The sequence below is a fragment of the Pelomonas dachongensis genome (genome assembly GCF_043555865.1).
In the GTDB taxonomy this organism is placed as follows: Bacteria; Pseudomonadota; Gammaproteobacteria; order Burkholderiales; family Burkholderiaceae_C; genus Pelomonas; species Pelomonas dachongensis.
The window spans coordinates 1-25,940 of sequence record NZ_JBIGHY010000017.1 but is presented as its reverse complement, the minus strand read 5'-3'; the positions used below and the strand labels follow the sequence as shown (position 1 = coordinate 25,940).

The window sequence follows — 25,940 nt, the reverse complement described above, 5'->3', positions numbered from 1 at the left end:
AGCCCGTTGCGCTGCCCGCCGTTGTCGATGACGCTGACTCCCCGCCTGTCCCTGCTGCTGACGCTGCCGCCGCTGCTGTGGGCGGGCAATGCGGTCGTCGGCCGCGTGGTGCGCCACGACATCCCGCCCCTGACGCTGAACGCGCTGCGCTGGGGGATGGCTTTCGTGCTGCTGGCACCCCTGGCACACCGACTGCTGCGCAACCCACGCGAGGCCCTGTCGCGCTGGCGGGGGCTGGCGGGGCTGGGCTTCCTCGGCATGGGTTGCTACAACGCGCTGCAATACCTGGCACTGCATACCTCGTCGCCACTGAACGTGACGCTGATCACCGCCAGCATGCCGGTGTGGATGCTGGGCGTGGGCGCAGTCTTCTACGGCGTGAAGGCGACACGCCGCCAGCTGGCCGGTGCCGTGCTTTCGCTGGCCGGCGTGGCGCTGGTCATCGCGCGCGGCGACCCAGCCGCGCTGCTGGCCGTGCACTTCGTGCCGGGCGACCTGCTGATGCTGGTGGCCATCTTCACCTGGGCGATCTACTCGTGGATGCTGGCCCGGCCCGCACCGGGCATGCGTCCCGGCGAGAAGCCCGACTGGAACTGGGCCGAAGCGCTGATGGCGCAGCTGATCTTCGGTGTGGTGTTCTCCAGCGTGTCGGCAGGCATGGAGCAGGTCGTCGCGCCTGCGGCCATTCACTGGAGCCCGGCGCTGGTCGCCGCCCTCGTCTATGTGGCCGTGGGCCCGTCGCTGATCGCCTACCGCTGCTGGGGCCTGGGCGTGGCCGAGGCCGGGCCGGCGCTGGCGGGCTTCTTCGTCAACCTGACGCCGGTGTTCGCCGCCATCATCTCAGCGGCCCTGCTGGGCCAGATGCCGGCCTGGTATCACGGTGCGGCGTTCGCGCTGATCGCGGCGGGCATCTGGGTGTCATCGCGCGGATGAAGATCGTGCATGCGGACGACCGGCTGGTCGTCGTCGACAAGCCCGCCGGCCTGCTCAGCGTGCCGGGACGCACCGAGCCCGACTGCGCCAGCGCACGGGTGCAGGCGCTGTACCCCGACGCCCTCGTCGTGCACCGGCTGGACCAGGCCACATCCGGCCTGCTGATGTTCGCGCGCGGGCCGGTCGCGCAGCGCGAGCTGAGCGCCGACTTTGCCGAGCGCCGCGTGGGCAAGCTCTACGTCGCGGTGGTGGCCGGCCGTCTGGAAGGCGAAGGCCTCATCGACCTGCCGCTGGCCGCCGACTGGCCCCACCGTCCACGCCAGCAGGTGGACCATGAAAAGGGCAAGCCGTCGCAGACTCGCTGGCACGTCTTTGGCCATGCGGGCCCTCACACGCGCGTCGCGCTGGAGCCGCTGACTGGCCGCAGTCACCAGCTGCGCGTGCACATGGCGTCGCTGGGCCACGACATCGTGGGCGACTCGCTGTATGCCGCGCCCGTCATCGCCACCGCCAGCCCGCGGCTGCTGCTGCACGCCAGCGAACTGCGCGTTGCCGGCCATCACTTCACTTCGCCACCGGAGTTCTGAATGCATCTCTACGTCATCACCGGCAGCTCGCGCGGTCTCGGCGCCGCACTCGCCCGCCAGCTCGCACAACCCGCCAACACGGTCATCGGCATCGCGCGCCGCTCCGACCCAGCGCTGCCCGCCGAGCAATGGGCGCTGGACCTCGCCGACCCGCTGCCCGCCGCCGAACGGCTGCAGGCCTGGCTGCGGGCCCACACCGGCTGGCACAGCGCCACGCTGATCAACAACGCCGCGCTGCTGAGCGAACCCGGCCCGCTGGCCGCCACTGACTTGGCGCAGCTATCGGCGGCGCTGCGCGTCGGGCTGGAGGCGCCCGCGCTGCTCAGCCGCGTGTTCCTGGCCGAAACGGCCAGCGTGCCGACCCGGCGTCTGCTGAACATCTCGTCCGGCCTGGGCCGCCGTGCCATGGCCGGCAGCGCCAGCTACTGCGCCGTCAAGGCCGGGCTGGACCACCTCAGCCGCGCGCTGGCGCTGGAGGCGCCTGACGTCGGCATCGCGTCGCTGGCGCCCGGCGTCATCGATACCGACATGCAGGTGCAACTGCGCGGCGCCGACCCGGCGAGCTTCCCGGAGCAGGCGCGCTTCCAGGGGCTGAAGGATGGCGGCCAGTTGCAGACGGCTGAGGCAACTGCAGAGTCCATAGTTCGCTTTCTCATGCGGCCAGACTTCGGAAAAACCGTTGTGTGCGACATTCGAGACACTTGAAAATCCTGATCCTCGCCGTCACCTTGATGGCCAGACCCCTGAATCCCTGGAGACTTGCCGTGAACCGCATCATTGCCATGAGCCTGGCCGCCGTGCTGGCTGCCGCCCTGCCCATCCATGACGCCGAGGCCAAGCGCCTGGGCGGTGGCGGCATGAAGCGCAACACGCCCACGCAGACGACGCCCAACACCCCGCCCGCCCAGCAGGCCGCGCCGCAACAGGCGGCCCCCAAGCAGGCCGCGGCACCCGCTGCGGGCGCCGCCGCGGCAGCGCCCAAGCGCTCGTGGATGGGCCCCGTCGCTGGCCTCGCCGCCGGCTTGGGCCTGGCCGCGCTGGCCAGTCACCTCGGCTTCGGTGCTGAGCTGGCCAACTTCATGACCATGCTGCTGCTGGGCATCGTCGCCTTCGTCGTCATCGGCTTCCTGGTGCGCCGCTTCGCCAAGCCCAAGGCCGGCGCGCAGCTGGCCGGTGCCGGTGCGGGCGCCGGCGGTGCGAACTTCCGCATGCCTGTCGAACCGCAGTCGCAGCCCCAGGCGGCCTGGCAGCCGCAGGGCAGTGCCGCGCCCGTTGCCACTGCAGCCGCGGCGGGTGCCGTGCCCGCCGACTTCGACGCCGCCGGTTTCGAGAAGATCGCCAAGCAGGTGTTCATCCGCCTGCAGGCCGCCAACGATGCCGGCGACCAGGCCGACTTGCGCCGCTTCACGACGCCGCAGATGTACGCCAGCATCCAGACCGACCTGCTGGAGCGCAACGGCCAGACGCAGAGCACCGAGGTGCTGCAGCTGGATGCCAGCGTCGTGGACGTGACGACCGAGAACGGCGAGCAGATCGTTTCCGTGCGCTTCTGGGGCCTGGTGCGCGAGCAGAGCGAGCAGGCGGCCACGGATTTCGACGAGGTCTGGCACCTGGTGCAGTCCGGCCAGGGCTGGCTGATCGCTGGCATCCAGCAGACCGCCTGACGACATGCCAGCAGGTGTGACGAACGACACGCCGGGTTAGACCGTAGTCCGACCGGCTTCAAAATGGGCGCTTCAAGCGCCCATTTCCTTTTGAGGCTTCCATGACTCTTCGTCTTTCCGTTTGCGCGCTGGCCACCGCCGTGCTCGCTGCCTGCGCGTCCACCCCGACGCCCGCGCCCACCGCCTTCGTCACGCCGAATGCCAACCTGGTCGTGCAAGGCATTCCGCCGGTGCCGCAGACCCTGGCCGACGCCATTGGCCGCTACAACGACTTCCGCGGCCATGCGTTCTCCGACTGGCACCCGACCCAGCACGAGATGCTGGTCAGCCACCGCAAGGCTGGCGCCAACACCGCGCAGATCTTCCGCGTGACCTCGCCGCTGAGCGAAGGCCAGCAGCTCACCGACGGCCCCGACCCGGTGACGCGCGCGACCTACGAGCCGCGCACCGGCAAGTACATCGTGTTCGAGCGTGCGGCGGGTGGCAACGAGGTGGGCCAGATCTACCGCTTGCCGCTGGAGCCTGCCGGCGCCCCGCCCGTGCTGCTGACCAGCCCCGACGAGCGCCACGCCGTCAACACCTGGCTGCGCAAGAGCGGCCAGCTGATCTATTCATCCGTGCCCATCGACCGCACCGCACAAGGCGGCACGCGCACGAAGATCACAACCACGCTGTGGCTGATGGACCCTGAGAAGCCCAAAGACCGCCGCAAGTTGGCCGAGCTGGACGGTGGCGGCTGGGCAGCTGGCCGGCCGTCGCCGGATGAAGGCACCGTGTCGCTGACACGGTACCTGTCGGCCAACGAATCGCAGATCTGGCTCTTGGACGTGGCCAGCGGCGCCACACGCCAGGTGGCGCCAGCCCCCGGCAGCACGGAACCCAAGGCGACCTACTCGCCCGCCGGCTGGGCGCCGGATGGCCGCTCGATGTGGATCGCCAGTGATCGCGCTGGCGAGTTCCGCGAGCTGATGAAGATGGACCTCGCAGGTTCGAAGCCGGGCGTCCTCACCCGCGTCAGCAGCCACATCCCGTGGGACGTCAGCGGCGTCACGCTGACCGAGGACGGCACTAAGCTGGCCGCTCAGTTCAACGTGGATGGCCGCGATGAGCTGCGCCTGTTCGACGCCACCGGCAAGGAACAGCCGCTGAACGCCAAGCTGCCCGACGGCAACATTGGCAGCGCCAGCTACCACCGCGGTCGCGGCGACCTGGCCGTCTCGATCAGCAATGCGCAGGGCCCGGGCCAGATCTACTCGGTGGGCACGGACGGCAAGGTGCAACAGTGGACTAAGGCGTCAGCGGCGCCGGGCATGGACACGTCGGGCTTCAGCGAGCAGAAGATCGTGCGCTGGAAGAGCTTTGACGGCACGATGATTTCCGGCCTGATGACACCGCCGCCCAAGAAGTTCACGGGCAAGCGGCCGGTGCTGATCTCCATCCACGGCGGCCCCGAGTCGCAGGCGACCTTCGGCTTTCTGGGCCGCAACGCCTACTACGTGCAGGAGTTGGGCATGGCGCTGATCCAGCCCAACGTGCGCGGCTCCAGCGGCTATGGCAAGAGCTTCCTGGCGATGGACAACGGCTTCAAGCGCGAGGATTCGGTCAAGGACATCGGTGCGCTGCTGGACTGGATCGCCACGCAACCCGACCTGGACGCGTCACGCGTGCTGGTCACCGGCGGCAGCTACGGCGGCTACATGACGCTGGCCGTGTCGACGAACTACGCCGACCGCATTGCCGGTGCCATCAACGTGGTCGGCATCTCGCACTTCGTGACCTTCCTGAACAACACCGAGAGCTACCGCCGCGACCTGCGCCGCGTCGAGTACGGCGACGAGCGCGACCCGGCCATGAAGGCGCACCTGGAGAAGATCTCGCCGCTGACCAACGCGGGCAGGATCAAGAAGCCGCTCTTCGTCATCCAGGGCAAGAACGACCCGCGCGTGCCCTACACGGAGGCCGAGCAGATCGTCGAGACCGTGCGCAAGGGCGGCACGCCGGTCTGGTATCTGCGCGGCGAGAACGAGGGCCATGGCTTCCAAAAGAAGGACAACCAGGACTTCCAGTTCTACGCGACGGTGCTGTTCATGCAGCAGACGGTGCTGAAGTAAACCGTTCGCCGTAACGCAATGGCGCCGGCCACGTGGCCGGCGTCGGCGTTTGCGAGCCTTGCCACGCACGGGCGGTGATCCAGCCGCCATGCCCCACAGCCAACGCGCAGAGCGGCTGCCACACGGCGGCGCGGCACAGCAGCGCGACGAGCGACTCGCCACCGTCGAAATCGAAGCCGTCGAAGCCGGCCATCCAGCGGTCGAACTCAGCGTGCGGTATGTCGTGCCAGGACTTGCCGTCCCAGGCGCCGAAGTCCAGCTCGCGCAGCGCCGCATCGACCCGCCAGACGAAACCCCAGCGCTTCAACCATCGCCCCACGTCTGCGGCTCGCCGCAGCGGCGACGTGACGACCTCACGCGGCAGGCCGTTGCGGCGCGCGTGAGCACGGATGCGGTGCGCCAACCGCTTGGCCTTGCGTGCATCAACCGGCAGGTCCGTGCGGCCGCCGATGCAGCGCCCCTCGGCCCCCTGCGGCTGCGGGTGGCGCCAGATCGTGAACGCCACCATCACAGCGCTGCGGTGAAGGCCAGCAGCACGGCGATCTCGGCCAGTTGCTCTGTGGCACCCAGGCCATCGCCGGTGTAGCCCCGGAGGCGGCGCTTCAGCCATTGGCGCATCATCCACGCGACCAGCACCGCAGCCAGCAGTCCCAGCAGCAACCGCTGTGGCGGCAAGCCCCACATGCCCAGGCCCAGCGCCAGCAGACCGCACCAGCCCAACGCGATCGCGGCATTGCGCGGTGCCACGGCCAGTGCCAGCGGCTTGGCCTTGGCATGGTCCACATCACCGCCGTACGGCAGGCTGACCATGACACCCACCGCCGCCGCCCGCGCGAAGGTGTGGCTGACCAGCAGTGCGGCGACTGCGGCCCCCATCGGCCGCTCGGCCAGCACGGCCAGCAGCGCGGCGCGCAGCAGCAGGCTCAGGCCCAGCGCCAGCGCGCCGTAGCTACCGATGCGCGAGTCCTTCATGATGGCCAGCGCCTTGTCGCGCGGTACGACGCCACCCAGCGCGTCGAAGGTGTCAGCCAGCCCGTCTTCGTGGAAGCCACCGGTCAGCGCGATGGTCGCCGCCAACGCCAGCACAGCCGCGATCCAGGCCGGCCACAACTGCGACGCCCCCACCAACACCGCAGCCCCCACGGCGCCCACCAACGCGCCGACCAGCGGGAAGTGGCGCACGCAGTCATTCAACCAGGCGGCCTCGAAGCGGTTCATGCGCACCGGCAGTCGCGTCAAGAACTGCAGCGCGACGAGAAACAGGCGCACGTCCGCCCTAAGTCCGGTTGCTGACGCCGGCGCTGTCGAAGCTGGCCATGTCGGCCAGCAGTGCGCAGGCGGCCGTCAGCAGCGGCCAGGCCAGTGCCGCGCCCGTGCCCTCGCCCAGGCGCAGGTCCAGATCCAGCAGCGGTCGTGCGTCGAGGTGCCGCAGCCAGCGCGCATGCGGGCCTTCCGCCGAGCGATGCGCGAACACGCAGGCCGCCAGCACGCCGGGCCGCAGCGCTTCCGCCAACGCGACGGCCGCCGTCGTGATGAAGCCGTCGACAACGACCACGCGGCGCTGTGCCGCGGCGGCGATGATGCTGCCGGCCATCGTGACGATCTCGAAGCCGCCCAGCGCCGCGGCGATCTCCAGCGGAGCGCGGGCCGACGCATTCGCGGCCAGCGCGTCGCCCAGGATGGCGAGCTTGCGCGCCAGGCCGGCGTCGTCCAGCCCCGTGCCACGGCCCACGCAGTCCGCCAGTGGCAAACCCGTGAACCGCTGCATCAGCAGGCTGGCCGACGAGGTGTTGGCGATGCCCATCTCGCCCAGCAGTAGCGCGTTGCCGGGCAGGCGCTCGACCAGCGCCAGCCCGTTGCGCAGCGCCTGCTGCGCCTGATCGGACCTCATCGCCGCGCCGGCGCTCGCATCGGCCGTGCCTGCAGCAATGCGCAGATCCACGGCACCGACGGCCAGCGGCGCATCGACACCGCAGTCTGCGATGCTCAGCGCCAGGCCCTGCTGGCGCGCCAGCACGGACACCGCCGCGCCGCCCGCCAGCATGTTGGTCACCATCTGCGGCGTGACCTCACGCGGATAGGCCGACACGCCGCGCCGCGACAGGCCATGGTCGGCCGCATAGACGACCAGCTGAGGCTCGCGCAGCGCCGGACGCTCGACGCCCTGGATCAGCGCCAGCTGCAGCGCCAGCACCTCGATGCGACCCAGCGCACCCAACGGCTTGGTCTTGTGGTCGAGCGCGTGCTGGACGCGCGTCGCGAGGCCGGGCTCGGCGAGCGCCGGCAGATCAGGAAATTTCATGCGGACTCAGCCGACGAGGTTGGCCAGCGTCAGCAATGCCAGCAGCAGCATCCACAGCACGACCGAACGCCACACCAGGCCCACCACGCTCTGCAGATGACCCAGCTGCGGCGGCTCACCCGCGGTGGAGCCGGCAGCGCCGGTGGCTTCGGGCTCGGAACCGGCATCAAAGGTCTTGCTGCGATCCGGCGTGATGCCCGGCGCGGCCGCCCCGCCCAGTTGCAGCCCGACGGCACCAGCGGCCGACGCCAGGATGATGCCTTCGTTGGGATGCAGCCACAGCTTTGCGTCGCGACGCCAAGCGTTCACCGCCTCCTCGAAGTTGCCGACGATGGCGAAGCCGGTCGCCGTCAGCCGCGCGGGCACGTGGTCGATGAACACGAACGCCTGCCGCGACAGCGCCAGCAGCCGCGTGTTGGTCGGGGCGTCCAGCGTGCGGCTCTTGAACGCCCAGTAGCGGCTGGCGAACTCAGCCATGCGGTAGACCACGGCGCCAGCCGGGCCCAGCCCGAGGGTCGAACAGACGATGAACCAGAAGAACACGCCGAACACATGCCGGTGCGCGGCCAGCAACGAGTGCTCGACCACGTGGCGGATCAGCTCCGTGCGCGGCAGCTCGCTGGCATCCAGGTGCCGCCACTCCGCCAGCAGCTGGCGCGCGGTCGCGTCGTCGCCGCGCTCCAGCGCGTCGCGGATGTCGGTGAAGTAGTGGCTGAACTGCCGGAAGCCCAGAGTCACGTAGAGCACCAGCAGATTGAGCGCCAGGGCCAGCAGCACGCTGAAATGGCGCAGGCCCCAGTACAGCAGCGCCACGGCGAGGCCGGGCACCAGCACCGTAATGACCCAGACGACGGCGGCATGGTGCTCGGCACCCGCATCGAAGTTCCGACCCGTCCAGCGCACCCAGCCGATGACGGACTGATGCACGCGGTTGCCATGCCTCAGGGGCTTGAGTTGCTCGCACAACAGGGCCAGCAGGACCGCAAAGAAATTCATGGGCCGGGATGATAGTGGCGCGATCAGCCCGCCATCAGAAGTCGGTAGAGGTTGCGCAACATCGCGGCCGTCGCGCCCCAGATGAAGTACTCGCGCTCGGGCCCCTGCCAGGGCATGGACAGGAACCGCCGCTCGGCGCCCGCGAACTCGACGACATGATGGCGGTGGTGGGCCGGGTCCATCAGGAAGGCCAGCGGCACCTCGAAGGCCTCGGCGACCTCGAACGGGTCCAGCGTCAGCGTGAAGCCGGGCTCGACCAACGCGACCACCGGTGTGACCTGAAAGGCCGTGACGGTCGAGTAGACCGGCAACTGCCCGATGACCTCGATGCGGTCGCGGGACAGACCGATCTCCTCCTCGGTCTCTCGCAGTGCAGTGGCGACGGGGCCGTCGTCGACCGGCTCCGCGCGACCGCCGGGGAAGCTGATCTGGCCCGCGTGGTTGCGCAGTTGATCGGCACGCCTCGTCAGCAGCAACGACAGACCTTGGTCACGCTGCACCAGCGGCACCAGCACGGCAGCGCCCGCGGGTTCGCGGTCGCCGAAAGCACTCCCATCCCCGGCGAACTCTGGCGTCCAGGCCGACCGGGCAGCCAATTGCGCGCGGAGGGCATCGGCCGTCAATGCTTCAGACGGAACTGCAGGCAGGTGGCTGTCGACGCTTGTGACCGGCACAAGCTGAGGCTGGGTGATGACGGAACGTTGTTTCATGCACAAACACAAAAGCCGCCGAGAGCGTTGCTCCAGGCGGCTTTCGCGGTCAGGAACCGGCTGATTAAGCCAGCTTTTCCTTGATACGCGCCGACTTGCCCGAGCGCTGGCGCAGGTAATACAGCTTGGCACGGCGGACATCACCGCGGCGCTTGACTTCGATGGAAGCGATCAGCGGGCTGTACAGCTGGAACGTGCGCTCCACGCCTTCGCCGCTGGAGATCTTGCGCACGATGAAGCTGCTGTTGAGGCCGCGGTTGCGCTTGGCGATGACGACGCCTTCGTAAGCCTGCACGCGCTTGCGGGTGCCTTCAACGACGTTGACGCTGACGATCACGGTGTCGCCAGGGGCGAAGGCCGGGATGGTCTTGTTCAGGCGAGCAATTTCTTCTTGCTCCAGGGTCTGGATCAGATTCATCTGTACTCCTACGGATCTTGGCGGGACGCTATTTATCGGGATGTTTGCAGCGCTGCCGTTTTGCATTTGTGTTGCATTCGGCACCGCCACTCGAACCGCCAGAGGATCGGACAGCCCGCTAATGTATCCCGGATTGCGGGTTTTGCCTAGCGCTTGGCAAGGAAGGCCTCGTCGGCCTTGCTGAGCAGACCGGCCGCGCGGGCCGCCTCGATGAGGTCGGGCCGACGCGTCGCGGTCAGTGCCAGCGAACGCTCGCGGCGCCAGCGTCTGATGTCGGCATGGTGGCCGGACATCAGCACCGCCGGCACCTCGCGCCCGTCGGGCAGCACTTCCGGCCGGCTGTAGTGCGGGCAGTCGAGCAGACCATCAGAGAAGCTGTCCTGCTGGTGCGACTGCGCATCACCCAGCACGCCGTCCTGCAGGCGCGCCAAGGCGTCCAGCAGCGCCAGCGCGGGCAGTTCGCCGCCGGAAAGCACGAAGTCGCCAAGACTGACCTCTTGAGTCACGTGCCGGTCCAGCACGCGCTGGTCGATGCCTTCATAGCGACCACACAGCAGCACGGCACCAGGCCCCGAGGCGAGCAACTGCACCAGCGCCTGGTCCATGCGCCGGCCCGTGGGCGAGAAATGAATGACGGCGGGCGCCGCCTCGGCGCGGTCGGCCTTGACGGCCTCCAGCGCGCGTTCGAGCGGTTCGGCCAGCATGACCATGCCCGGCCCACCGCCATACGGCCGGTCGTCGACGCGACGGTAATTGTCCTCAGCGAAGTCCCGCAGCGGCCACAGGCGCACGTCGACCTGACGACTCTCGAAGGCACGCCGCGTGACGCCATGAGTCAGGTGCGGCGCGAACAGCTCCGGGAAAATCGTCAGGACATCGAAACGCATCAGTAGTCGAGTCCCCAGTCCACCGTGATCCGCTTCGCTTCGAGGCTCACATCATCGATGAACGCCTCCACGAACGGGATCAGCCGCTCCTGGTCGGGCTTGGCCGGCTCTTCCACACCGGGCGGCAGGATGCGCAGCACCGCGTGCGGGCCGGTGTCGATGAGGCCGATGACGCGGCCCAGCGCCTGCGACTCGCGGTTGACGACGTCCAGCCCGATCAGGTCGATCCAGTAGTACTCGCCATCCGGCGTGCGCGGGAAGTCGCTGCGCGGGATGAAGATCTCGTGGCCACGCAGCGCCTCGGCGGCATTGCGATCGTCCACGCCCTCGGCTGTTGCGACGATGCCTTCGCCCTGCTCGCGCACCGAGCGCACCGCCAGCAGCAGCTGGCCCGGCTTGGGGCCGGTGGACTTCAGATACCAGTGCTTGGCACTGAACAGCGCGTCCGCATCGACCGAATAGGCCTGCACCTTCAGGCCTCCCTTGATGCCCCAGGCATCCAGGATGCGGCCGACCGGCACCAGATCGTCGGGCCACGGCGCACCAGCGGATGCCGAGGCGCCCTTGGAAGCAAAAGACGGCGCCGAAGCGCCGTCTTGCTGAGGCTTGTTGCCTGCCACTGCCTTAAGCGGCGGGCGTGGCCTTCTTGGCCTCGCCGACCAGGCGCTCGACCGTGGGCGACAGCTGGGCGCCGACGCCAACCCAGTAGGACACGCGGTCCTGGGCGACGCGCAGCTTTTCGGCCGAGCCGGAAGCGACGGGGTTGTAGAAGCCGACGCGCTCGATGAAGCGGCCGTCACGGCGTTGCTGGCTGTTGGCAACGACGATGTTGTAGAACGGGCGCTTCTTGGAACCGCCGCGGGCGAGACGAATGACAACCATGATGTTTCCTAAAAATTGGGTGACCACCGCACCAGGAGACACTCAGGGCGAGCAAGTCGAATAGCAGGAACCCCTGCCAGGGGAGGCTCTGTAGATACGCCGCAGCCATCTGCGACCAGCGCCAAAACCGAGCATTATAAACTCGCTTGAGACCACTTTTTGCAGTTCCTGAGCCCACAGATGTCACAGCCCCCAGCCCAGCCCTTGACGATACGTCCCAGCACCGACGCCGACCTGTCGGCCATCCAGGCTGTCTACGCCCAGGCCGTGCTGGAAGGCACAGGCACCTTCGAAACCGAGGTGCCCACCGTCGAGGAGATGGGACGCCGCCGGGCCGAAGTGCTGGGCCGCCACCTGCCCTGGCTCGTGGCGGAGCGCGACGGCGTCGTGCTGGGCTATGCCTATGCCAACTACTTCCGCCCGCGCCTGGCCTATCGGTTCTGCGTCGAAGACTCGATCTACCTGGCGCCAACGGCTCAGGGCCAGGGCGTGGGCCGGTTGCTGCTGGCCGAGCTGATCGCTCGCTGCGAAGCAGCCGGCGCGCGCCAGATGCTGGCCGTCATCGGCGACGCGGCCAATGCCGGATCCCTCGGCGTGCACACGGCGCTGGGCTTTGCGCACACCGGCGTGCTGAAAAGCGCCGGCTGGAAGTTCGGCCGCTGGCTGGACGTCGTGCTGATGCAGCGCCAGCTCGGCAGCGGCGACATGCAAGCGCCCGCGGCATGAGCGGCGCCGTCAAACACAAGGCCGTCGCAACGTGGCTGGCCTTGGCGGTGGGTGTGTTCGGCCTGCATCGCTTCTATCTGCACGGCCTGAAGGATCGCTGGGGCTGGCTGTTCCCACTGCCCACTCTGCTGGGACTGGTGGGTTTGCAGCGCATGGAGCAACTGGGCCAGGACGATCGCCTGGCCTGGCTGTTGATCCCTCTGCTGGGTGCCAGCCTGGTGGCGGCGCTGCTGGGCGGCATCCTCTACGGCCTGATGCCGGACGAGCGCTGGAACGAGCGCTTCAATGCCGGCCAGCCGGCCAGCACCGGCGGCTGGGCGGCGGTCATCGGCGTCGTGCTGTGCGTGTTCATCGGCGGCACGGCGCTGATGGCGACCATCGCCTTCAGCGCCCAACGCTACTTCGAGTCGCAGGCCTCCGAACCCTGATCCGGCCAGGCGGGCAGGACCGGATCAATACAGCATGAAGCTGATCCAGTAGCAGAGTGCGGCCATCAGCGCTGCGGCAGGGATCGTGAAGATCCATGCCCAGACGATGGTGCCGGCCACACCCCAGCGCACGGCGGACGCGCGGCGCACCGAGCCCACGCCGACGATGGCGCCGGTAATGGTGTGCGTGGTGGAGACGGGAATGCCCAGCGCGGTGGCCAGGAACAGCGTGATGGCTCCGCCGGTTTCGGCGCAGAAGCCGCCCACCGGCTTCAGCTTAGTGATGCGCTGGCCCATGGTCTGCACGATGCGCCAGCCACCGAACATGGTGCCCATGCCGATGGCCACGTAGCAGGACACGATGACCCACATCGGCGGTGCGCTGTCGCCAGCGCCCATCATGCCGGCAGCGACCAGCAGCATCCAGATCAGGCCAATAGTCTTCTGCGCATCGTTGCCGCCGTGGCCCAGGCTATAAAGGCCGGCCGACACCAGCTGCAGCCGCCGGAACCACCGGTCGACGCGCAACGGTGACGTGTTCCGGCAGACCCAGGCGACGATCACCATCATCAATGACCCCAGCAGGTAACCCAACAGCGGCGAGACGACGATGAAGGCCACGGTCTTCCAGATGCCGCCCGCGATCAACGCTTCGGGGCCGGCCTTGGCGACCACCGCGCCGGCAATGCCGCCGATCAGCGCGTGCGAAGAGCTGGACGGGATGCCCCACCACCAGGTGATGACGTTCCAGGCGATGGCGCCGATCAGCGCACCGAACACCACGTGGTGATCCACGATCCCCGGCTCCACGATTCCCTTGCCGATGGTGGCCGCCACCTTCAGCTGGAAAAAGGCAATCGCGATGACGTTGAAGAACGCCGCGAACAGCACCGCCTGCTGCGGCTTCAGCACGCCGGTGGAGACGACGGTGGCGATGGAGTTGGCAGCGTCGTGGAAGCCGTTCATGAAATCGAACAGCAGCGCCAGCGCCACCAGCAGGGCCACCACCCAAAAGGCGATCTCTACGGATGCCATGGGACGCGGCTCAGGAGTTCTCGAGGACGATGCCCTCGATCAGATTGGCCACGTCCTCGCAACGGTCGGAAATGGATTCGAGCTGCTCGTAGATCGCCTTCAGCTTGATCAGCTCGCGCACGTCCGCCTCCTCGCGGAACAGACGCGACATGGCCGAACGCATGACGCGGTCGGCATCGGACTCCAGGCGGTCGATCTCCTCGCAGGTCTTGATCGCGGCCTCGGCGGTGGCCGGCTTGCTGAGGTTGGGCAGCAGCGTCACGGCGTGCTGCACGCGCTCGCAGCAGCGCACCGACAGCGTGGTCAGCTGCAGCACCTGCTCGGGAATGGCGCGCACGTCATACAACGACAGCGTCTCGGAGGAGTCCTGCAGCAGATCCAGGATGTCGTCCATCGCGTTGATGAGCCCGTGGATCTGCTCGCGGTCGATGGGCGTGATGAAGGTGCGGTGCAGCAGCCGGTTCACCTCGGCGGTGACGCGGTCGGCGGCGTGCTCGGCCTTGTCGACCTCGTCGGCATATTGCTGGCGCAGCGCGGGGTTGGCGTAGTTCTCGATCATTTTCTGGAAGGAACGCGCGCCCTCCAGGATGAAACCCCCATGCTCATTGAACAGCTCAAAAAAATTGCCCTCGCGGGGCAGCAGCTTGCCAAACAACATGGCGGTCCTCGATTTTCTGGAAGCCGCGCAGTTTAGCCGCGACCGTCACCGAACCGTCATCAACATGACGCGCAACCCTGGCAAGCGCCGTCAATACCATGCAGCGCCGAACAACAGCAGGTAGCCCAGCACCGATGCGACCACCAGCGCAGGGATCGCGTATCGATGGAACACCAGCCAGGCCTTGCCGTCGCCCGACAGCCGCAGGGCTATGAGGTTGGCCAGCGAGCCGACCATCCACCCGAAGCCGCCGACGTTGACGCCATAGACCATCACGCGCCAATCCTGTGAATACTCGGCCAGCGCAATGGCCGCCGGCACGTTGCTGACCAACTGGCTCGCGCCGATGGCCGCGAGATAGAGGTTCACCGGCTGACCGAGCCCCAGCGACTGCACGCCCTGCTGCACGGCCGGCAAGCCGGCCAGCAGGCGCAGGTCGATGAACATCAACACGAACACCAGCAGCAGTCCCCAGTCCAGTTGCGCCAACACCGCCGGTCGCACGACGACGAACAGCACCAGCACGCCGGCAACCGCCCAGCCGGCTTGGTGCAAGTCCGTGGCGATGAGGAACGGTCCGTACAGCGCCAGCGACCAGGCGAGCAGCGAGCGGTCCAGCGGCTGCGTGGCATCGGCAGGCATGACCTGGATCGGCTGCCCGCGGAAGCGGGCTGCGGTCAGCGCCAAAAGGGCCGCCATCAGCGCGGCGACCAACGGCAGCAGATGCCACACGAACGCACCGAACGAAACCCGGGCCAGTTGCCACAGAAAGAGGTTCTGCGGGTTGCCGATGGGCGTTAGCGCCGAGCCGACATTGACGGCCAGCGCCTCGAACACGATCAGCCGGGTGGCCGGCATGCCCGTCAGTCGGCACATCCCCAGCGTCAGCGGCACGATCACGAACAGCGCGACGTCGTTGGTCAGCACCGTGGACAGCAGCGCGGCGGCGGACACCAGTCCCAGGGCAGCAGCGCGCTCGGTCGGCAGCGACGCGACCAGCCAGTGGCCCAGCCGGTCCAGCGCACCGCTGAGTTCCAGCCCCTTGGTCAGCGCCAGCAGGCCGGTCAGCGCGGCGATGGTGGGCCAATCGACCAGCGCGGTGTAGCCCCCAGGCGGGATGGGCGACAGCAGGGCCAGCGGCACCAGCGCGGCCAGCAGCACCAGGAAGAAGCGGTCAGCCCGCAGGCCGCGCATCACCCGCTGCAGTGCGTCGGCCCATGCACCGGTCACAGCGCCTTCACCCGCTGACGGAGGTGCCAGGGTGGCCCGCCACATGCAGCGGCCGCAGCCGCTCGATGCGCTGTGACTGCCAACCGCTGCCCGACGCCAGGTGCGCCAGCGCCGGTGCGATCTCCAACAGCGGGCGAAGTACGAACGCGCGCTCGCCGATGCGGGGGTGCGGCAGCGTCAGGCGCGGTGTCTGCAGCAGCGTGTCGCCATGCAGCAGCAGGTCCAGGTCCAAAGTGCGGGGTGCGTTCGCAAACGGTCGCTCGCGGCCGTGAGCGTGCTCGATGGCCTGCAGCGCATCCAGCATCGCCAGCGGCGCCAGGGTCGTGTCCAGTGCGGCGACCGCGTTCAGGAAATCAGGCCCGCCGGCATCCACCGGCGCACTGCGCCATGCGCTGGACAGCGCGACCAGTCGCGTGCCGGGCAGGTTGGTCAACGCCGTAGCGGCCCGGCCCAGCGTGTCGAACAGGTCGACCCCGAGGTTGGCGCCCAGCGCGACGTAGGCGCGCGCGGCATCACTCACTCGGCGGCAGGCAAGGCGGCACCGTCGCCACCGCCAGGCTTGCGACGGCGGCGACGCCTCTTCCTAGCGGGCGCGTCGGCCACCGGTTCATCCGCTCCGGCCTCGCTGTCGCTGTCGCCCTGAGACGAAGACTCGTACCCGGCACGCTCGGCGCGCGGGGCCCGCACGGCACGCGGCGCCTTCTGTTGCGCGGCGCGGGCATCGGCCAGCAGCGCCTGACGGTCATCGTCGCTGCCCAGCGCGAAGTCTTCCCACCAGTCGGCCAGCGCCGGGTCGATCTCGCCGGCGTCGGCGCGCAGGCGAAGGAAGTCGAAGCCGGCGCGGTAACGCGGCTGCTCGATGAGGCTGAAGACGCCCGAGCCGCTGCGGCGCTCGAAGCGAGTCTGCATCATCCAGATCTCGCGCATGTCCGCCGCCAGCTTGCCGCGCCCGGAGATGTCGCCAATGCGCGCGTCGAACACCGCGTCGATGGCCTGAGCGAGTGCCGGAACGGGCGCCTCGCCGCCGTCGCGGATCTTGGTCCAGCGATCCAGCACCTCGTGCCACAGCATGCAGGCCAGCATGAAGCTCGGGCTGACGCCACGGCCTTCGTTGACGCGACGGTCGGTGTCTTCGAAGGCCTGTGTGATGAACTTGCCGCGCACGCCCGTGGGCATGTCCCCGGTCGGCGTCAGCATCGCATCCAGCACGGCGAAGACCTTGCCGCCCTGCCCCACCAGGCCGAGTTTTTTCAGCTGCACCAGGCTGGCCAGCGAGTGGCCCGTCTGCAGCAGCTTGATCATCTCGTCGAACAGCCGCGAGGGCGGCACGTTGGCCATCAGCGGGATGCAGGCCGCCACCGGCGCCAGCGTCTTCTTCTCCAGTTCGAAGCCCAGCTTGGCTGCAAAGCGCACGGCGCGGACGATGCGCACAGGGTCTTCGCGGTAGCGCGTGTCGGGATCGCCGATCATGCGCAGCAGCTTGGCCTTGGCGTCGGCCAGGCCGCCGTGGTAGTCCACGACGAGTCGGCGTACGGGGTCGTAGTACATCGCGTTGACGGTGAAATCGCGACGCGCGGCATCCTCGACCTGCGGGCCCCAGACGTTGTCACGCAACACACGGCCGCTGGCGTCCACCGCGTGTTGCTTGCCATCCAGCTCGGCCTTGCCCGTCTTCTCGTTGCCGCCAACCGCATCGGACTCCGCCGGCAGCGCGCGGAAGGTCGACACCTCGATGACCTCGTGCTCGCGCCCACGGCCATACACCACGTGCACGATGCGGAAGCGCCGGCCGATGATGAAGGCGCGGCGGAACAGGCCTTTGACCTGCTCGGGCGTCGCATTGGTGGCGACGTCGAAGTCCTTGGGCCGCATGCCCAGCAGCAGGTCGCGCACAGCGCCGCCGACGATGTAGGCCTCGAAGCCCGCGTCCGTCAGCGTCTTGACGACCTTGACGGCGCGCTCGTCCAGCAGGTCCGGGTTGATGCCGTGAACCTCGGCGGCCACCTCGAGGCGCTTGCCCAGGGGCGTCTGCTTGGGCGCGCTGGCAGTGCCGGATTTGCTGAACAGCTTGTCGATGAACTTCTTGATCATGCGAAGAGTTGGAGCTGGGGCCAGCCGCGCTCGGCGGCAATCTGGGCGAGCGTGGCGCTGGGATTGGTGGCCACCGGATGGCTGACGCGTTCAAGCAGCGGGAGGTCGTTGGTCGAGTCGCTGTAGAACGTCACGCGCTCGAAATCATGCGATTGTGCCCCCAGCCCTCGCAGCCAGTCGTCGACGCGCGCGATCTTGCCCTCGCGGAAGCTCGGCACGCCGCGGATGGCGCCGGTATAGCGGCCCTGCGCGTCGCGCTCCAGCTGCACAGCGATCAGGTGCTCGATGCCGAAGGCCTCGGCGAACGGCGCAGTGACGAATTCGTTGGTGGCGGTGACGAGTGCGATCAGATCGCCGGCCGCACGGTGTTTTTCCACCAGCGCCCGGGCCTCGGGTCGCAATGCCGGTGTGCCGATCTGGGCCATGAAGCGCTCGCGCATCGCCAGCGCCTCGTCCAGCGGCCGGCTGCGCCAGGCGGAGGTGGCAAATTCAATGTAAGCCGGCAGATCCAGCGTGCCGGCGTTGTACTGCGCGAAGAAATGGTCGTTGCGCGCTCCCCAGGCGGCGCCATCCACCCATCCGACCTCGACCATGAAGGCGCCAAAGGAATGGTCGGAATCCACCGGGATCAGCGTCCCATCAAGGTCAAACAGCGTCAAATTCATAAATTGGGGTCGGGTTCAAATTTCTCCACCGGCTGATCTGCCAGCATCGCTTTCAGCAGCGGCAGCGTCAGTGCGCGCTTGTTGGCCATCGCGAATTCGTCCAGCCGCTCCAGCAAGGCCATCAGGCCCTTCAGGTTGCGTTCGAAGCGGGTCAGCAGGTAATCCAGCACCTCGTCCCCGAGCAGCAGTCCGCGACGGTCGGCCTCGCGACGCAGTGCAGCGCGCATCTCGGCCTCGCGCAGTGGGCTCAGCTGGAAGCTTGGGCCCCAGCCCAGGCGGGTGCGCAGGTCTTCCCGCACGCGCAGATCCACCGCCGGCGCGTCGGCCGTGGCGACGACGGTGTAGCCCTGCCCCGCGGATGCAACGAACAGCGCGAAGGCCGCATGCTGCTGGCCGGCATCGAAACGCTGGCAGTCGTCCAGCAGCAGCAAGCTATCGTGCGCGGGCAGCTCCCAGGGCAGCGGCGTGTCGGCGTCATACCAGGCGACGCGTTGGCCGGCCGCGTGCCAACGCTCGGCGAGCGCCTGCAGCAGATGCGTCTTGCCAGCGCCTGTCGGGCCCCACAGCAGCACCGGCGGGTCGGCCGGCATCAGGCCCAGCAGATAGGCCAGCGCCTCGGCATTGGCGCCAGGCAGGAAGTTGTCGAAGCTGTGTGCGGGCGGCGCCAGCAACGCGAGCGGGATCTGCCTCATCGGGCGGGACGGCGAATTCATGACGGCGTGACAGGGGCGCGGATTGTCACTGAAGCGGCGGCATGCCCGCACCGTGCAGCATCGCCAGGCGCCGGCGCAGGGCTGGCGCGTCAGGCGCGTCGCCCCGCTGGGCGAGGTAGAAGGCCAGATCGTCAGCCGCAGCGGCCGGGTGCCCCAACGCCTCCAGCACCAGCCCGCGGTCTCGCCGCTCAGCGGCGTCACCCGGCAGCAGCACCACCAGGCGCTGCAGCACGCCAAGCTGCATAGGCAAGTCGCGGGCGGTACGGTGCACTTCCTTCAGGTTGCGCAGCATGCGCGCGAGGATCTGCCGCGGCGGTGCAGGCTGCAGGAAGAATTCCAGCGGCAACTCCAGATCGCGCGGTAATTCGCTGCCCTGACGATAGACCGACAGCAGCTCCTCCAGCCGCGTGGGCGACAAGGTCTCGCCAGTGAATGGATCGACGACCGCCTCGCCCAGCCCGAGGCGGCACTTGACGAGGAAATGCCCGGGGAAGGCCACGCCCGCCATGCGCAGCCCCAGCTGCTCGCCCAGCTCCAGCAGCAGCACCGCCAGCGTGATGGGGATGCCGCGGCGGGTTTCCAGCACGCGGTGGATGAAGCTGTTGTCTGCCGCGTAGTAGTCGTTCAGGTTGCCCGCGAAGCCCAGCTCGCCGTGGAAGAATCGCGTCAACAGCCGCAGCCGCTCGGCCACGGTCATGCCCGGCGTGACGCGCTCCCGCAGCCGGTGTGCGAGACCGTCCACGGCGGCCAGCACCGTCTGCACATCCAGGCCGGGCTGGTCGTCCTGCGCGAGGCTGATGGCGGCTTCCAGCAGGTTCAGCCCCCGGTCCTCCGCCACCAGACAGGCGAAATACTGCAGCGGCGTCGGCGGCGCGGGCGGCGTGTAGCGCATGGCGTCGGCCCTGACCGTCAGAGCGGCCGTCCGAGGGCCCGGGGCCGCAGGCCGGCCACCAGCAGCACGCCGAAGTAGACCGCCGCACTGCCGGCCAGACAGACCGACATGACCAGTGCGCGCTGCAGTTCATGCGACCCCAGTTCGATCCAGTCCAGCCGCGTCGCCAGCTGCCATTGCAGCAAACCCATGGCAACGCAGCCCAGCACCACACGCAGACCGAATGACAGCCAGCCTGGCTCTGGCTGGTAGCTGCCCAGCTTCCTCAGGCCCCACAGCAGCCAAGTGGCGTTGACCAGCGCGCCCAGGCCGATGGACAGCGCCAGGCCCGCAACGCCGATCCATGGGACGAAGATGAGGTTGAAGAGCTGCGTCAGCACCAGCACGGCAACGGCAATCTTGGCCGGCGTGCCCGTGTCCTGGCGGGCAAAGAACCCGGGCGCCAGCACCTTGACGGCAATCAGGCCGATCAGCCCGACGCCCCAGCCCATCACCGACTGCGCCGTGTTCGTTACATCCACCGCCGTGAAGGCGCCGCGGTGGTACAGCACCGCGGTCAGCGGTCCTGCGAACACCATCAGCGCCACGGCGCACGGCAAGGCCAGCAGCATCACCATGCGCAGCCCCCAGTCCAGCAGGCGGCTGTAGCGCTCGACCTGCCCGGACGCCTGCGCTGCGGACAGCTGCGGCGTCAGCACCGCGGCCAGCGCCACGCCCAGCAGGCCGATCGGGAACTCCATCAGCCGGTCGGCATAATTCAGCCACGAGGTCGCGCCCTCGGCGATGTGGCTGGAGATCTGCGTGTTGATCATCAGCGACAGCTGCGCCACGCCCACACCCAACAGTGCCGGCCCCATCTGGATCAGCACGCGGCCGACACCCGGATGCGCACGCGATTCGCGAAAGCCGCGCCAGCTGAAACGCATGCGGGGCATCGCGCCAATGGCTCGCAGCGCCGGCCACTGGACCACCAACTGCAGCACGCCGCCCACCATGACCCCGCAGGCCATCGCGTAAATGCCGGGATGGCCGGCGCGCTCCAGCGGCCCCACCAGCGCCCAGCCGACCACGATCACGCTGAGGTTCAGCAGCACGGGGGTCGCCGCCGGCACGACAAAGCGCTTCCAGGTGTTCAGGATGCCTGCCGCCAGAGCCACCAGCGACATGCAGGTGATGTAGGGGAACATGAAGCGCGTCATCATGACCGACGCGTCGAAGGCCGCATCAGGCAACCCCGCGCCCAGCAACCACACCAGCAGCGGCGCCGCCAACACGCCCACCACGCTGGTCGCGACCAGCACCCACAACAGCACGGTGGCGACAGCGTCGATGAGGCGCTGGGTGGCTGCGTCGCCGTCCCTGGCCCGCGTGGCGGCCAGGATGGGCACAAAGGCCTGTGAAAAGGCGCCCTCGGCAAACAGCCGGCGCAGCAGGTTGGGAATGCGGAATGCAACGAGGAAGGCGTCCGTCATCGCCGTGGCACCGAACAGGCCGGCCACCATGGTCTCGCGAACGAGCCCGGTGATGCGCGATGCCAGGGTCAGCAAGGAGATGGTCGACGCGGCGCGCAGCAGATTCATGGCGGCGGATTATCTGTGTCGCCAGCGACGCCAATCTCGGATGCACCCCAGACACTTGGCTTCAACCCAATTTCCGGGCTATACTCGCGGTCTTTGCACCAACTGGGTATAGACACAGCATGGCAACCAGCTCCAAAGCCAAGAAGAAGACTGTTCGCCTGGCGTCCGGTCTGAAGCGCGTCCGTCAAGACGCCAAGCTCAACGCCGCGAACACCGCGCTTCGCTCCAAATACCGCACGGTCGTCAAGAACGTGCAAAAAGCTGTGGTCGCGGGCGACAAGCCCAAGGCCGCAGAACTGTTCAAGGCTGCCCAAGCCGTCATCGACTCCGTCGCCGACAAGGGCATCTTCCACAAGAACAAGGCTGCTCGCCACAAGAGCCGCCTGTCCGCCAAGATCAAGGCGCTCGCCGCCTGATTACCAATCCAGCTCTGGTGCAAGCAGAAGGCCCGCGCAAGCGGGCCTTCTGCATTTCGGACCCCCAAACGCGGACCGGCGCCGGGCCGCTCCCAAGACGGCCCGCAGGCAATGTGCGAGTGGTTCAAAGCCACAAGCATCGCCGCTCCATCGGGGGACCGATCAGAAGTGCCGGCGTTCAGCCCGGTCAGGGTGAACGAGGGGCAAATTACCTAATGCCACTCGCCCGGCCCGACGCCCTGAATGCTGCGGTCGCGCAGCCACTCGGCAACGGCGCGGGCGACCCATTGCGGATCGTCCAGCGGCAGGTCGTGCCCCGCCTTGGTATGCAGGCGCAACGGCGCGCCCCAGGCCCGGCTGATGGCCTGCGAGCAGCGCCAGTCGACCAGGTTGTCGGCCTTGCTGCACAACAGCAGCATCGGTGCGGCTGGACGCGTGCGGCTGGCGCGGTAACGCAGGCTGGCAATCAATTGACGCGCGGTGTTGCGCACACCCAGCGGATGCATGCGCTGCAGCTCAACCCAGTGATCGATGACGGCCTGCGCAGGGGTCAGCCGGGTGGTCAGCCGTAGCACGCGCTCCTCGCGCAGGCGGGCACTGAAACGACTCAGCGACAGCAGCAACAGCTCCAGGTAATTCAGCGGCCGCGCACGCCGGAACAGTTCACTGAACGGCCGCAGGCTCGGGTTGATCAGCACGCCGGCCTCGATCTCTGCCGGGTAGCGATGGGCCCAGTCCGTCAAAACGGCAGCGCCCAGGGACATGCCGATGACCGACACCGGCGCATGCTCGCCCTGGCGTCTCAGTTCGGCGCGGCAGGCGTCGACGATGGCAGGCACCTGTAGCGGACTCGGCTGCCCGCGCAAAGCCCCCGTGCCCGGCAAATCCAGCGGCAACAGGCGGCAATGCGGATGCAAAGCCTGCAACTCGCTGAGCAGGTGGTTGGGGAACACGCCCCAGTGGCCGCTCTCGCGTGACAAGCCACGCAACAATACCCACACGCTGCCGGGTGACACGGCCGGCGCCGGCCGTGGCACGGGCATCGCCACGGGCGGCAGCGGGTCGGCAGCGGTGGCGGCGCGCAGAGTCATGAACCTGTTTCCAAACGTAGCCGGCGAGGATAACCGCGGCCGTCATCGAGGGCGCATGGGATTCTCGCCAGGATTGCGGAAAACGACGGCTCAGCGGCCGGGCTTTGCGTCGGGCAGCAGGCAGGCCTCGGCGACCTGCAGGTTGTTGTCGCGCGCGAAGTTCATGACGAAGTCCCAGGCCATGGGCTCGATGCGCCGAAGTTCCTCGGTGACGACGACGCACTTCACGCCATTGATGACGGTGGGCACGCAGTAGGGCGAGTAGCCGATGTGAGCCCCCGGCCCCAGACGCGCGCCGCTCGGGCGAAAGCAGGACATCGCACCCGCCAGTCGCTCGGCCCAGTCGCTCGGGCGGAATGTCTTGCCGTCCAGGGTGACACCTTGGATGAAGACTTCGCGCGGCGGGGGGGCAACGGTCATGGATGAGGGGGCTTCGCGGGGCAGCGCATGCCGCTGCCAAAGAACGCTATTGTGCCTTGGCACGACGCCATCTGCTGCGCCGCAGCAAATGCGACGGCGTGGACTTTAGAATCAAAAGCCCACTATTTCTCAACCCATCCGGAGACCCGATGAACGCTGTCCCCTCCTCGTCCGAGACCCATGTGATGCCGACCTACGGCCGCCTGCCCGTTGCGCTGTCGCACGGCCAGGGCTGCTGGGTCTGGGACACGCAGGGCCGACGATTGCTGGACGCGCTCGGTGGCATCGCCGTCAACACGCTGGGGCACAACCACCCCCGCCTGGTGCCGGCATTGCAGGATCAGGTCAGCAAGCTCATCCACACGAGCAACTACTACCTGGTGCCGCTGCAGGAACAGCTTGCCGCCAAATTGTGCGAAATCTCCGGCTTGGCCAACGTCTTCTTCTGCAACAGCGGCCTGGAAGCCAACGAGGCCGCGCTGAAGATCGCGCGCAAGTTCGGCCATGACCGCGGCAACACTTCGCCGGAGGTGCTGGTGTTTGAGGGCGCCTTCCATGGCCGCTCGATCGCCACGCTGTCGGCCACAGCCAACCCCAAGATCCAGGCCGGCTTCGGCCCACTGGTGCCGGGGTTCGTGCGCGCGCCGCTGAACGACGTCGCTGCGGTCGAGGCTGCGCTGGACGCGCATCCCAACATCACGGCCATCTTCCTGGAGACCATTCAGGGCGAAGGCGGCATCAACCCGGCCCGAATCGAGTTCCTGCAGGCCCTGCGCAGCCTCTGCGACGAGCGCGACCTGCTGCTGATGCTGGACGAGGTGCAGTGCGGCGTCGGCCGCACCGGCAAGTGGTTTGCGCACCAGTGGGCCGGCATCAAGCCCGATGTCATGCCGCTGGCCAAGGGCCTGGGCTCCGGCGTGCCCATCGGCGCCGTCGTCTGCGGCCCACGCGCCGCCAATGTGCTGAAGGCAGGAAACCACGGCACCACATTCGGCGGCAATCCGCTGGCCATGCGGGCCGGCGTCGAGACGCTGAAGATCATGGAAGAGGAGCGCCTGCTGGCGAATGCCGAGGCGGTGGGCACGACGCTGCGCAATGCGCTGGCCGAGGGCCTGGCGGGCGAGTCCGGCGTGGTCGAGATCCGCGGCCAGGGCCTGATGCTGGGCGTCGAGCTGGACCGCCCGGCCGGCGTGCTGCTGCAGCAGGCGCTGGACGCCGGCCTGCTCATCAGCATCACGGCCGACCGCGTCGTGCGCCTGCTGCCGCCGCTGATCCTCACGCACGACGAAGCGCACCAGATCGCTGCCCTGCTGCTGCCGCTGATCACGGCGCACCTGGCGCAGCCCAAGCCATGAAGCCGGGGAATGCACTGATGCGTCACTACCTGCAGTTCAAGGACCTGCGCGCCGAGGAATACGCCCACCTGTTCGACCGCGCCGCCATCATCAAGCGCCGCTTCAAGAACTACGAGCGCTACCAGCCGCTGGCGGACCGCACGCTGGCCATGATCTTCGAGAAGGCGAGCACGCGCACGCGCGTCAGCTTCGAGGCGGGCATGTACCAGATGGGCGGCTCGGTCGTGCACCTGACGACCGGCGACAGCCAACTGGGCCGCGCCGAACCGGTGGAAGACTCGGCGCGCGTCATCAGCCGCATGGTCGACATCGTCATGATCCGCACGTTCGAGCAGAGCAAGATCGAACGCTTCGCGGCGCACTCGCGCGTGCCAGTCATCAACGGGCTGACCAACGAATACCACCCCTGCCAGATCCTGGCCGACCTGTTCACGTTCATCGAGAACCGCGGCATGGACCGCCGCGGCGCCATCGACATGGGCTGCCTCAAGGGCCGCGTCGTGGCCTGGGTGGGTGACGGCAACAACATGGCCAACACCTGGCTGCAGGCGGCGGAGATCCTGGGCTTCACGGTGCACGTCAGCACGCCAAGTGGCTACGGCATTGACCATGCTGTGGCGGGCGTGAAGGACGCCAGCTGCTACAAGGTTTTCGACGACCCGCGCGAGGCCTGTGCTGGTGCCGACCTGGTGACCACGGACGTCTGGACCAGCATGGGTTTCGAAGCCGAGAACGAGGCCCGCAAGGCCGCGTTCGCCGACTGGTGCGTGGACCGCGACATGATGGCCCGCGCCAAGCCTGATGCGCTCTTCATGCACTGCCTGCCCGCACACCGCGGCGAGGAGGTGGCGGCGGACGTCATCGACGGCCCGCAGTCGGTGGTGTGGGACGAGGCCGAGAACCGGATGCACGTGCAGAAGGCGCTGATGGAGTACCTGCTGCTGGGCCGCATCGGCTGATCGCAACCACCCCACGCACAAAGCCGGCTAGCAGCCGGCTTTTTCGTGTGCGCTCAGCATGAGAGCACTTCTCGCGGGTGCAAGTCCCGTCGTAAGTTGATCACGGCGAACGAAGCGAAGCGCAACTGCACGAGGGCGACCGAGTGTGGGAAGGAAGCGTGGAGCGAAGCTGCGAGCCGATGAACAAGAAC

The 25,940-nt window shown here is 68.2% G+C and carries 30 protein-coding genes; 10 read left to right on the top strand and 20 right to left on the bottom strand.

The features are described from left to right. Positions 1–27: 27 nt before the first annotated feature. The 5 genes from ACG02S_RS24945 (at position 28) to ACG02S_RS24925 (ending at position 5,295) form a co-directional block, all read left to right on the top strand. The gene (locus ACG02S_RS24945; RefSeq protein ID WP_394473210.1) at positions 28–933 is read left to right on the top strand and encodes a DMT family transporter; all 906 of its coding nucleotides are present in this window, start codon (positions 28–30) and stop codon (positions 931–933) included. Further along, positions 930–1,520 (top strand): pseudouridine synthase, encoded by a 591-nt coding sequence (locus ACG02S_RS24940; RefSeq protein WP_394473209.1) that lies wholly within the window; start codon positions 930–932, stop codon positions 1,518–1,520. Before ACG02S_RS24945 ends, ACG02S_RS24940 begins: the two co-directional genes overlap by 4 nt. Continuing rightward, positions 1,521–2,225, top strand: coding sequence for an SDR family NAD(P)-dependent oxidoreductase (locus tag ACG02S_RS24935; protein ID WP_394473208.1), 705 nt, complete (start codon positions 1,521–1,523; stop codon positions 2,223–2,225). Between the two features lie 59 nt (positions 2,226–2,284). Beyond that, the gene (locus ACG02S_RS24930) at positions 2,285–3,184 is read left to right on the top strand and encodes a Tim44 domain-containing protein (RefSeq protein WP_394473207.1); all 900 of its coding nucleotides are present in this window, start codon (positions 2,285–2,287) and stop codon (positions 3,182–3,184) included. 101 nt (positions 3,185–3,285) lie between these two features. Next, on the top strand, positions 3,286–5,295 hold the full coding sequence (locus tag ACG02S_RS24925; RefSeq protein WP_394473206.1) for a S9 family peptidase: 2,010 nt from the start codon (positions 3,286–3,288) through the stop codon (positions 5,293–5,295). Here ACG02S_RS24925 and ACG02S_RS24920 read toward each other — a convergent pair. The 9 genes from ACG02S_RS24920 to rpsP form a co-directional block, all read right to left on the bottom strand. Continuing rightward, positions 5,270–5,803 (bottom strand): histidine phosphatase family protein, encoded by a 534-nt coding sequence (locus tag ACG02S_RS24920; protein ID WP_394473205.1) that lies wholly within the window; start codon positions 5,801–5,803, stop codon positions 5,270–5,272. The two genes, ACG02S_RS24925 and ACG02S_RS24920, sit on opposite strands and share 26 nt — an antisense overlap. Continuing rightward, entirely contained in the window at positions 5,803–6,564 is a 762-nt protein-coding gene (gene cobS / locus ACG02S_RS24915; protein ID WP_394473204.1) for an adenosylcobinamide-GDP ribazoletransferase, read from the bottom strand. The genes ACG02S_RS24920 and cobS overlap by 1 nt, the downstream gene beginning before the upstream one ends. A 7-nt stretch (positions 6,565–6,571) precedes the next feature. Next, entirely contained in the window at positions 6,572–7,597 is a 1,026-nt protein-coding gene (gene cobT / locus ACG02S_RS24910) for a nicotinate-nucleotide--dimethylbenzimidazole phosphoribosyltransferase (RefSeq protein ID WP_394473203.1), read from the bottom strand. 6 nt (positions 7,598–7,603) lie between these two features. Further along, on the bottom strand, positions 7,604–8,593 hold the full coding sequence (locus ACG02S_RS24905; RefSeq protein WP_394473202.1) for a CobD/CbiB family protein: 990 nt from the start codon (positions 8,591–8,593) through the stop codon (positions 7,604–7,606). Positions 8,594–8,616: 23 nt separating this feature from the next. Next, positions 8,617–9,303 (bottom strand): CoA pyrophosphatase, encoded by a 687-nt coding sequence (locus ACG02S_RS24900; RefSeq protein WP_394473201.1) that lies wholly within the window; start codon positions 9,301–9,303, stop codon positions 8,617–8,619. A gap of 64 nt (positions 9,304–9,367) precedes the next feature. Next, the gene (gene rplS, locus ACG02S_RS24895) at positions 9,368–9,721 is read right to left on the bottom strand and encodes a 50S ribosomal protein L19 (RefSeq protein ID WP_133604921.1); all 354 of its coding nucleotides are present in this window, start codon (positions 9,719–9,721) and stop codon (positions 9,368–9,370) included. Positions 9,722–9,867: 146 nt separating this feature from the next. After that, complete coding sequence (trmD, locus tag ACG02S_RS24890; protein ID WP_394473200.1) at positions 9,868–10,608, bottom strand: tRNA (guanosine(37)-N1)-methyltransferase TrmD; 741 nt, start codon at positions 10,606–10,608, stop codon at positions 9,868–9,870. Continuing rightward, a complete protein-coding gene (rimM, locus tag ACG02S_RS24885; protein ID WP_394473199.1) occupies positions 10,608–11,129 on the bottom strand; it encodes a ribosome maturation factor RimM in 522 nt (173 codons plus the stop codon). The genes trmD and rimM overlap by 1 nt, the downstream gene beginning before the upstream one ends. 103 nt (positions 11,130–11,232) lie before the next feature. Continuing rightward, positions 11,233–11,490, bottom strand: coding sequence for a 30S ribosomal protein S16 (rpsP, locus tag ACG02S_RS24880; protein ID WP_394473198.1), 258 nt, complete (start codon positions 11,488–11,490; stop codon positions 11,233–11,235). A 180-nt stretch (positions 11,491–11,670) separates the two neighbouring features. On the opposite strand from rpsP, the gene ACG02S_RS24875 reads away from it, so the two are divergent. Both ACG02S_RS24875 and ACG02S_RS24870 read left to right on the top strand, forming a co-directional pair. Continuing rightward, positions 11,671–12,216 carry a GNAT family N-acetyltransferase gene (locus ACG02S_RS24875; RefSeq protein WP_394473197.1) on the top strand — a complete coding sequence of 182 codons (546 nt, stop codon included), beginning with the start codon at positions 11,671–11,673 and terminating at the stop codon, positions 12,214–12,216. Then, positions 12,213–12,644, top strand: coding sequence for a TM2 domain-containing protein (locus ACG02S_RS24870; protein ID WP_394473196.1), 432 nt, complete (start codon positions 12,213–12,215; stop codon positions 12,642–12,644). The genes ACG02S_RS24875 and ACG02S_RS24870 overlap by 4 nt, the downstream gene beginning before the upstream one ends. Before the next feature lie 24 nt (positions 12,645–12,668). On the opposite strand, the gene ACG02S_RS24865 is transcribed toward ACG02S_RS24870, so the two are convergent. The 9 genes from ACG02S_RS24865 to murJ all read right to left on the bottom strand — a co-directional run bounded on the left by ACG02S_RS24865 (position 12,669) and on the right by murJ (position 21,508). Beyond that, positions 12,669–13,679 carry an inorganic phosphate transporter gene (locus tag ACG02S_RS24865; protein ID WP_394473195.1) on the bottom strand — a complete coding sequence of 337 codons (1,011 nt, stop codon included), beginning with the start codon at positions 13,677–13,679 and terminating at the stop codon, positions 12,669–12,671. 10 nt (positions 13,680–13,689) lie between these two features. Further along, positions 13,690–14,337 carry a DUF47 domain-containing protein gene (locus ACG02S_RS24860; protein ID WP_394473194.1) on the bottom strand — a complete coding sequence of 216 codons (648 nt, stop codon included), beginning with the start codon at positions 14,335–14,337 and terminating at the stop codon, positions 13,690–13,692. A 90-nt stretch (positions 14,338–14,427) separates the two neighbouring features. Continuing rightward, positions 14,428–15,567, bottom strand: coding sequence for an SLC13 family permease (locus ACG02S_RS24855; protein WP_394473193.1), 1,140 nt, complete (start codon positions 15,565–15,567; stop codon positions 14,428–14,430). Between the two features lie 7 nt (positions 15,568–15,574). Beyond that, a complete protein-coding gene (folK, locus tag ACG02S_RS24850) occupies positions 15,575–16,087 on the bottom strand; it encodes a 2-amino-4-hydroxy-6-hydroxymethyldihydropteridine diphosphokinase (protein ID WP_394473192.1) in 513 nt (170 codons plus the stop codon). Further along, positions 16,084–17,658, bottom strand: coding sequence for a polynucleotide adenylyltransferase PcnB (pcnB, locus tag ACG02S_RS24845; protein ID WP_394473191.1), 1,575 nt, complete (start codon positions 17,656–17,658; stop codon positions 16,084–16,086). Before pcnB ends, folK begins: the two co-directional genes overlap by 4 nt. Then, positions 17,655–18,323 carry an HAD family hydrolase gene (locus ACG02S_RS24840; protein ID WP_394473190.1) on the bottom strand — a complete coding sequence of 223 codons (669 nt, stop codon included), beginning with the start codon at positions 18,321–18,323 and terminating at the stop codon, positions 17,655–17,657. The genes pcnB and ACG02S_RS24840 overlap by 4 nt, the downstream gene beginning before the upstream one ends. Further along, positions 18,320–19,015: an HdaA/DnaA family protein gene (locus ACG02S_RS24835; RefSeq protein ID WP_394473189.1), complete on the bottom strand. Its 696-nt coding sequence runs from the start codon at positions 19,013–19,015 to the stop codon at positions 18,320–18,322. Before ACG02S_RS24835 ends, ACG02S_RS24840 begins: the two co-directional genes overlap by 4 nt. A 46-nt stretch (positions 19,016–19,061) precedes the next feature. After that, entirely contained in the window at positions 19,062–19,928 is an 867-nt protein-coding gene (locus ACG02S_RS24830) for a SirB1 family protein (protein WP_394473188.1), read from the bottom strand. Between the two features lie 17 nt (positions 19,929–19,945). Then, positions 19,946–21,508 carry a murein biosynthesis integral membrane protein MurJ gene (gene murJ / locus ACG02S_RS24825; protein WP_394473187.1) on the bottom strand — a complete coding sequence of 521 codons (1,563 nt, stop codon included), beginning with the start codon at positions 21,506–21,508 and terminating at the stop codon, positions 19,946–19,948. Between the two features lie 119 nt (positions 21,509–21,627). Here murJ and rpsT point away from each other — a divergent pair, with 119 nt between their 5' ends. After that, complete coding sequence (rpsT, locus tag ACG02S_RS24820; protein WP_394473186.1) at positions 21,628–21,924, top strand: 30S ribosomal protein S20; 297 nt, start codon at positions 21,628–21,630, stop codon at positions 21,922–21,924. Positions 21,925–22,136: 212 nt separating this feature from the next. On the opposite strand, the gene ACG02S_RS24815 is transcribed toward rpsT, so the two are convergent. Both ACG02S_RS24815 and ACG02S_RS24810 read right to left on the bottom strand, forming a co-directional pair. Then, positions 22,137–23,015: an alpha/beta fold hydrolase gene (locus tag ACG02S_RS24815; RefSeq protein WP_394473185.1), complete on the bottom strand. Its 879-nt coding sequence runs from the start codon at positions 23,013–23,015 to the stop codon at positions 22,137–22,139. Positions 23,016–23,105: 90 nt separating this feature from the next. Next, complete coding sequence (locus tag ACG02S_RS24810; RefSeq protein WP_394473184.1) at positions 23,106–23,435, bottom strand: DUF3579 domain-containing protein; 330 nt, start codon at positions 23,433–23,435, stop codon at positions 23,106–23,108. Between the two features lie 149 nt (positions 23,436–23,584). On the opposite strand from ACG02S_RS24810, the gene ACG02S_RS24805 reads away from it, so the two are divergent. Both ACG02S_RS24805 and argF read left to right on the top strand, forming a co-directional pair. Then, a complete protein-coding gene (locus ACG02S_RS24805; protein WP_394473183.1) occupies positions 23,585–24,790 on the top strand; it encodes an aspartate aminotransferase family protein in 1,206 nt (401 codons plus the stop codon). Then, on the top strand, positions 24,787–25,749 hold the full coding sequence (argF, locus tag ACG02S_RS24800; protein WP_394473182.1) for an ornithine carbamoyltransferase: 963 nt from the start codon (positions 24,787–24,789) through the stop codon (positions 25,747–25,749). The genes ACG02S_RS24805 and argF overlap by 4 nt, the downstream gene beginning before the upstream one ends. The last annotated feature ends 191 nt before the right edge of the window (positions 25,750–25,940 follow it).

Bases quoted from the DNA above. Each gene is read 5' to 3' on its own strand.
- ACG02S_RS24945 (WP_394473210.1), top strand. From the start codon at position 28: ATGACGCTGACTCCCCGCCTGTCCCTGCTGCTGACGCTGCCGCCGCTG.
- cobT (WP_394473203.1), bottom strand. From the start codon at position 7,597: ATGAAATTTCCTGATCTGCCGGCGCTCGCCGAGCCCGGCCTCGCGACG.
- ACG02S_RS24870 (WP_394473196.1), top strand. From the start codon at position 12,213: ATGAGCGGCGCCGTCAAACACAAGGCCGTCGCAACGTGGCTGGCCTTG.
- ACG02S_RS24925 (WP_394473206.1), top strand. From the start codon at position 3,286: ATGACTCTTCGTCTTTCCGTTTGCGCGCTGGCCACCGCCGTGCTCGCT.
- rplS (WP_133604921.1), bottom strand. From the start codon at position 9,721: ATGAATCTGATCCAGACCCTGGAGCAAGAAGAAATTGCTCGCCTGAAC.
- pcnB (WP_394473191.1), bottom strand. From the start codon at position 17,658: ATGATCAAGAAGTTCATCGACAAGCTGTTCAGCAAATCCGGCACTGCC.
- rpsT (WP_394473186.1), top strand. From the start codon at position 21,628: ATGGCAACCAGCTCCAAAGCCAAGAAGAAGACTGTTCGCCTGGCGTCC.
- ACG02S_RS24905 (WP_394473202.1), bottom strand. From the start codon at position 8,593: ATGAATTTCTTTGCGGTCCTGCTGGCCCTGTTGTGCGAGCAACTCAAG.
- ACG02S_RS24935 (WP_394473208.1), top strand. From the start codon at position 1,521: ATGCATCTCTACGTCATCACCGGCAGCTCGCGCGGTCTCGGCGCCGCA.
- ACG02S_RS24805 (WP_394473183.1), top strand. From the start codon at position 23,585: ATGAACGCTGTCCCCTCCTCGTCCGAGACCCATGTGATGCCGACCTAC.
- ACG02S_RS24920 (WP_394473205.1), bottom strand. From the start codon at position 5,803: ATGGTGGCGTTCACGATCTGGCGCCACCCGCAGCCGCAGGGGGCCGAG.
- ACG02S_RS24865 (WP_394473195.1), bottom strand. From the start codon at position 13,679: ATGGCATCCGTAGAGATCGCCTTTTGGGTGGTGGCCCTGCTGGTGGCG.
- trmD (WP_394473200.1), bottom strand. From the start codon at position 10,608: ATGCGTTTCGATGTCCTGACGATTTTCCCGGAGCTGTTCGCGCCGCAC.
- ACG02S_RS24830 (WP_394473188.1), bottom strand. From the start codon at position 19,928: ATGCGCTACACGCCGCCCGCGCCGCCGACGCCGCTGCAGTATTTCGCC.
- ACG02S_RS24900 (WP_394473201.1), bottom strand. From the start codon at position 9,303: ATGAAACAACGTTCCGTCATCACCCAGCCTCAGCTTGTGCCGGTCACA.
- ACG02S_RS24835 (WP_394473189.1), bottom strand. From the start codon at position 19,015: ATGAGGCAGATCCCGCTCGCGTTGCTGGCGCCGCCCGCACACAGCTTC.
- rpsP (WP_394473198.1), bottom strand. From the start codon at position 11,490: ATGGTTGTCATTCGTCTCGCCCGCGGCGGTTCCAAGAAGCGCCCGTTC.
- murJ (WP_394473187.1), bottom strand. From the start codon at position 21,508: ATGAATCTGCTGCGCGCCGCGTCGACCATCTCCTTGCTGACCCTGGCA.
- ACG02S_RS24810 (WP_394473184.1), bottom strand. From the start codon at position 23,435: ATGACCGTTGCCCCCCCGCCGCGCGAAGTCTTCATCCAAGGTGTCACC.
- ACG02S_RS24840 (WP_394473190.1), bottom strand. From the start codon at position 18,323: ATGAATTTGACGCTGTTTGACCTTGATGGGACGCTGATCCCGGTGGAT.
- ACG02S_RS24815 (WP_394473185.1), bottom strand. From the start codon at position 23,015: ATGACTCTGCGCGCCGCCACCGCTGCCGACCCGCTGCCGCCCGTGGCG.
- ACG02S_RS24940 (WP_394473209.1), top strand. From the start codon at position 930: ATGAAGATCGTGCATGCGGACGACCGGCTGGTCGTCGTCGACAAGCCC.
- ACG02S_RS24875 (WP_394473197.1), top strand. From the start codon at position 11,671: ATGTCACAGCCCCCAGCCCAGCCCTTGACGATACGTCCCAGCACCGAC.
- ACG02S_RS24860 (WP_394473194.1), bottom strand. From the start codon at position 14,337: ATGTTGTTTGGCAAGCTGCTGCCCCGCGAGGGCAATTTTTTTGAGCTG.
- argF (WP_394473182.1), top strand. From the start codon at position 24,787: ATGAAGCCGGGGAATGCACTGATGCGTCACTACCTGCAGTTCAAGGAC.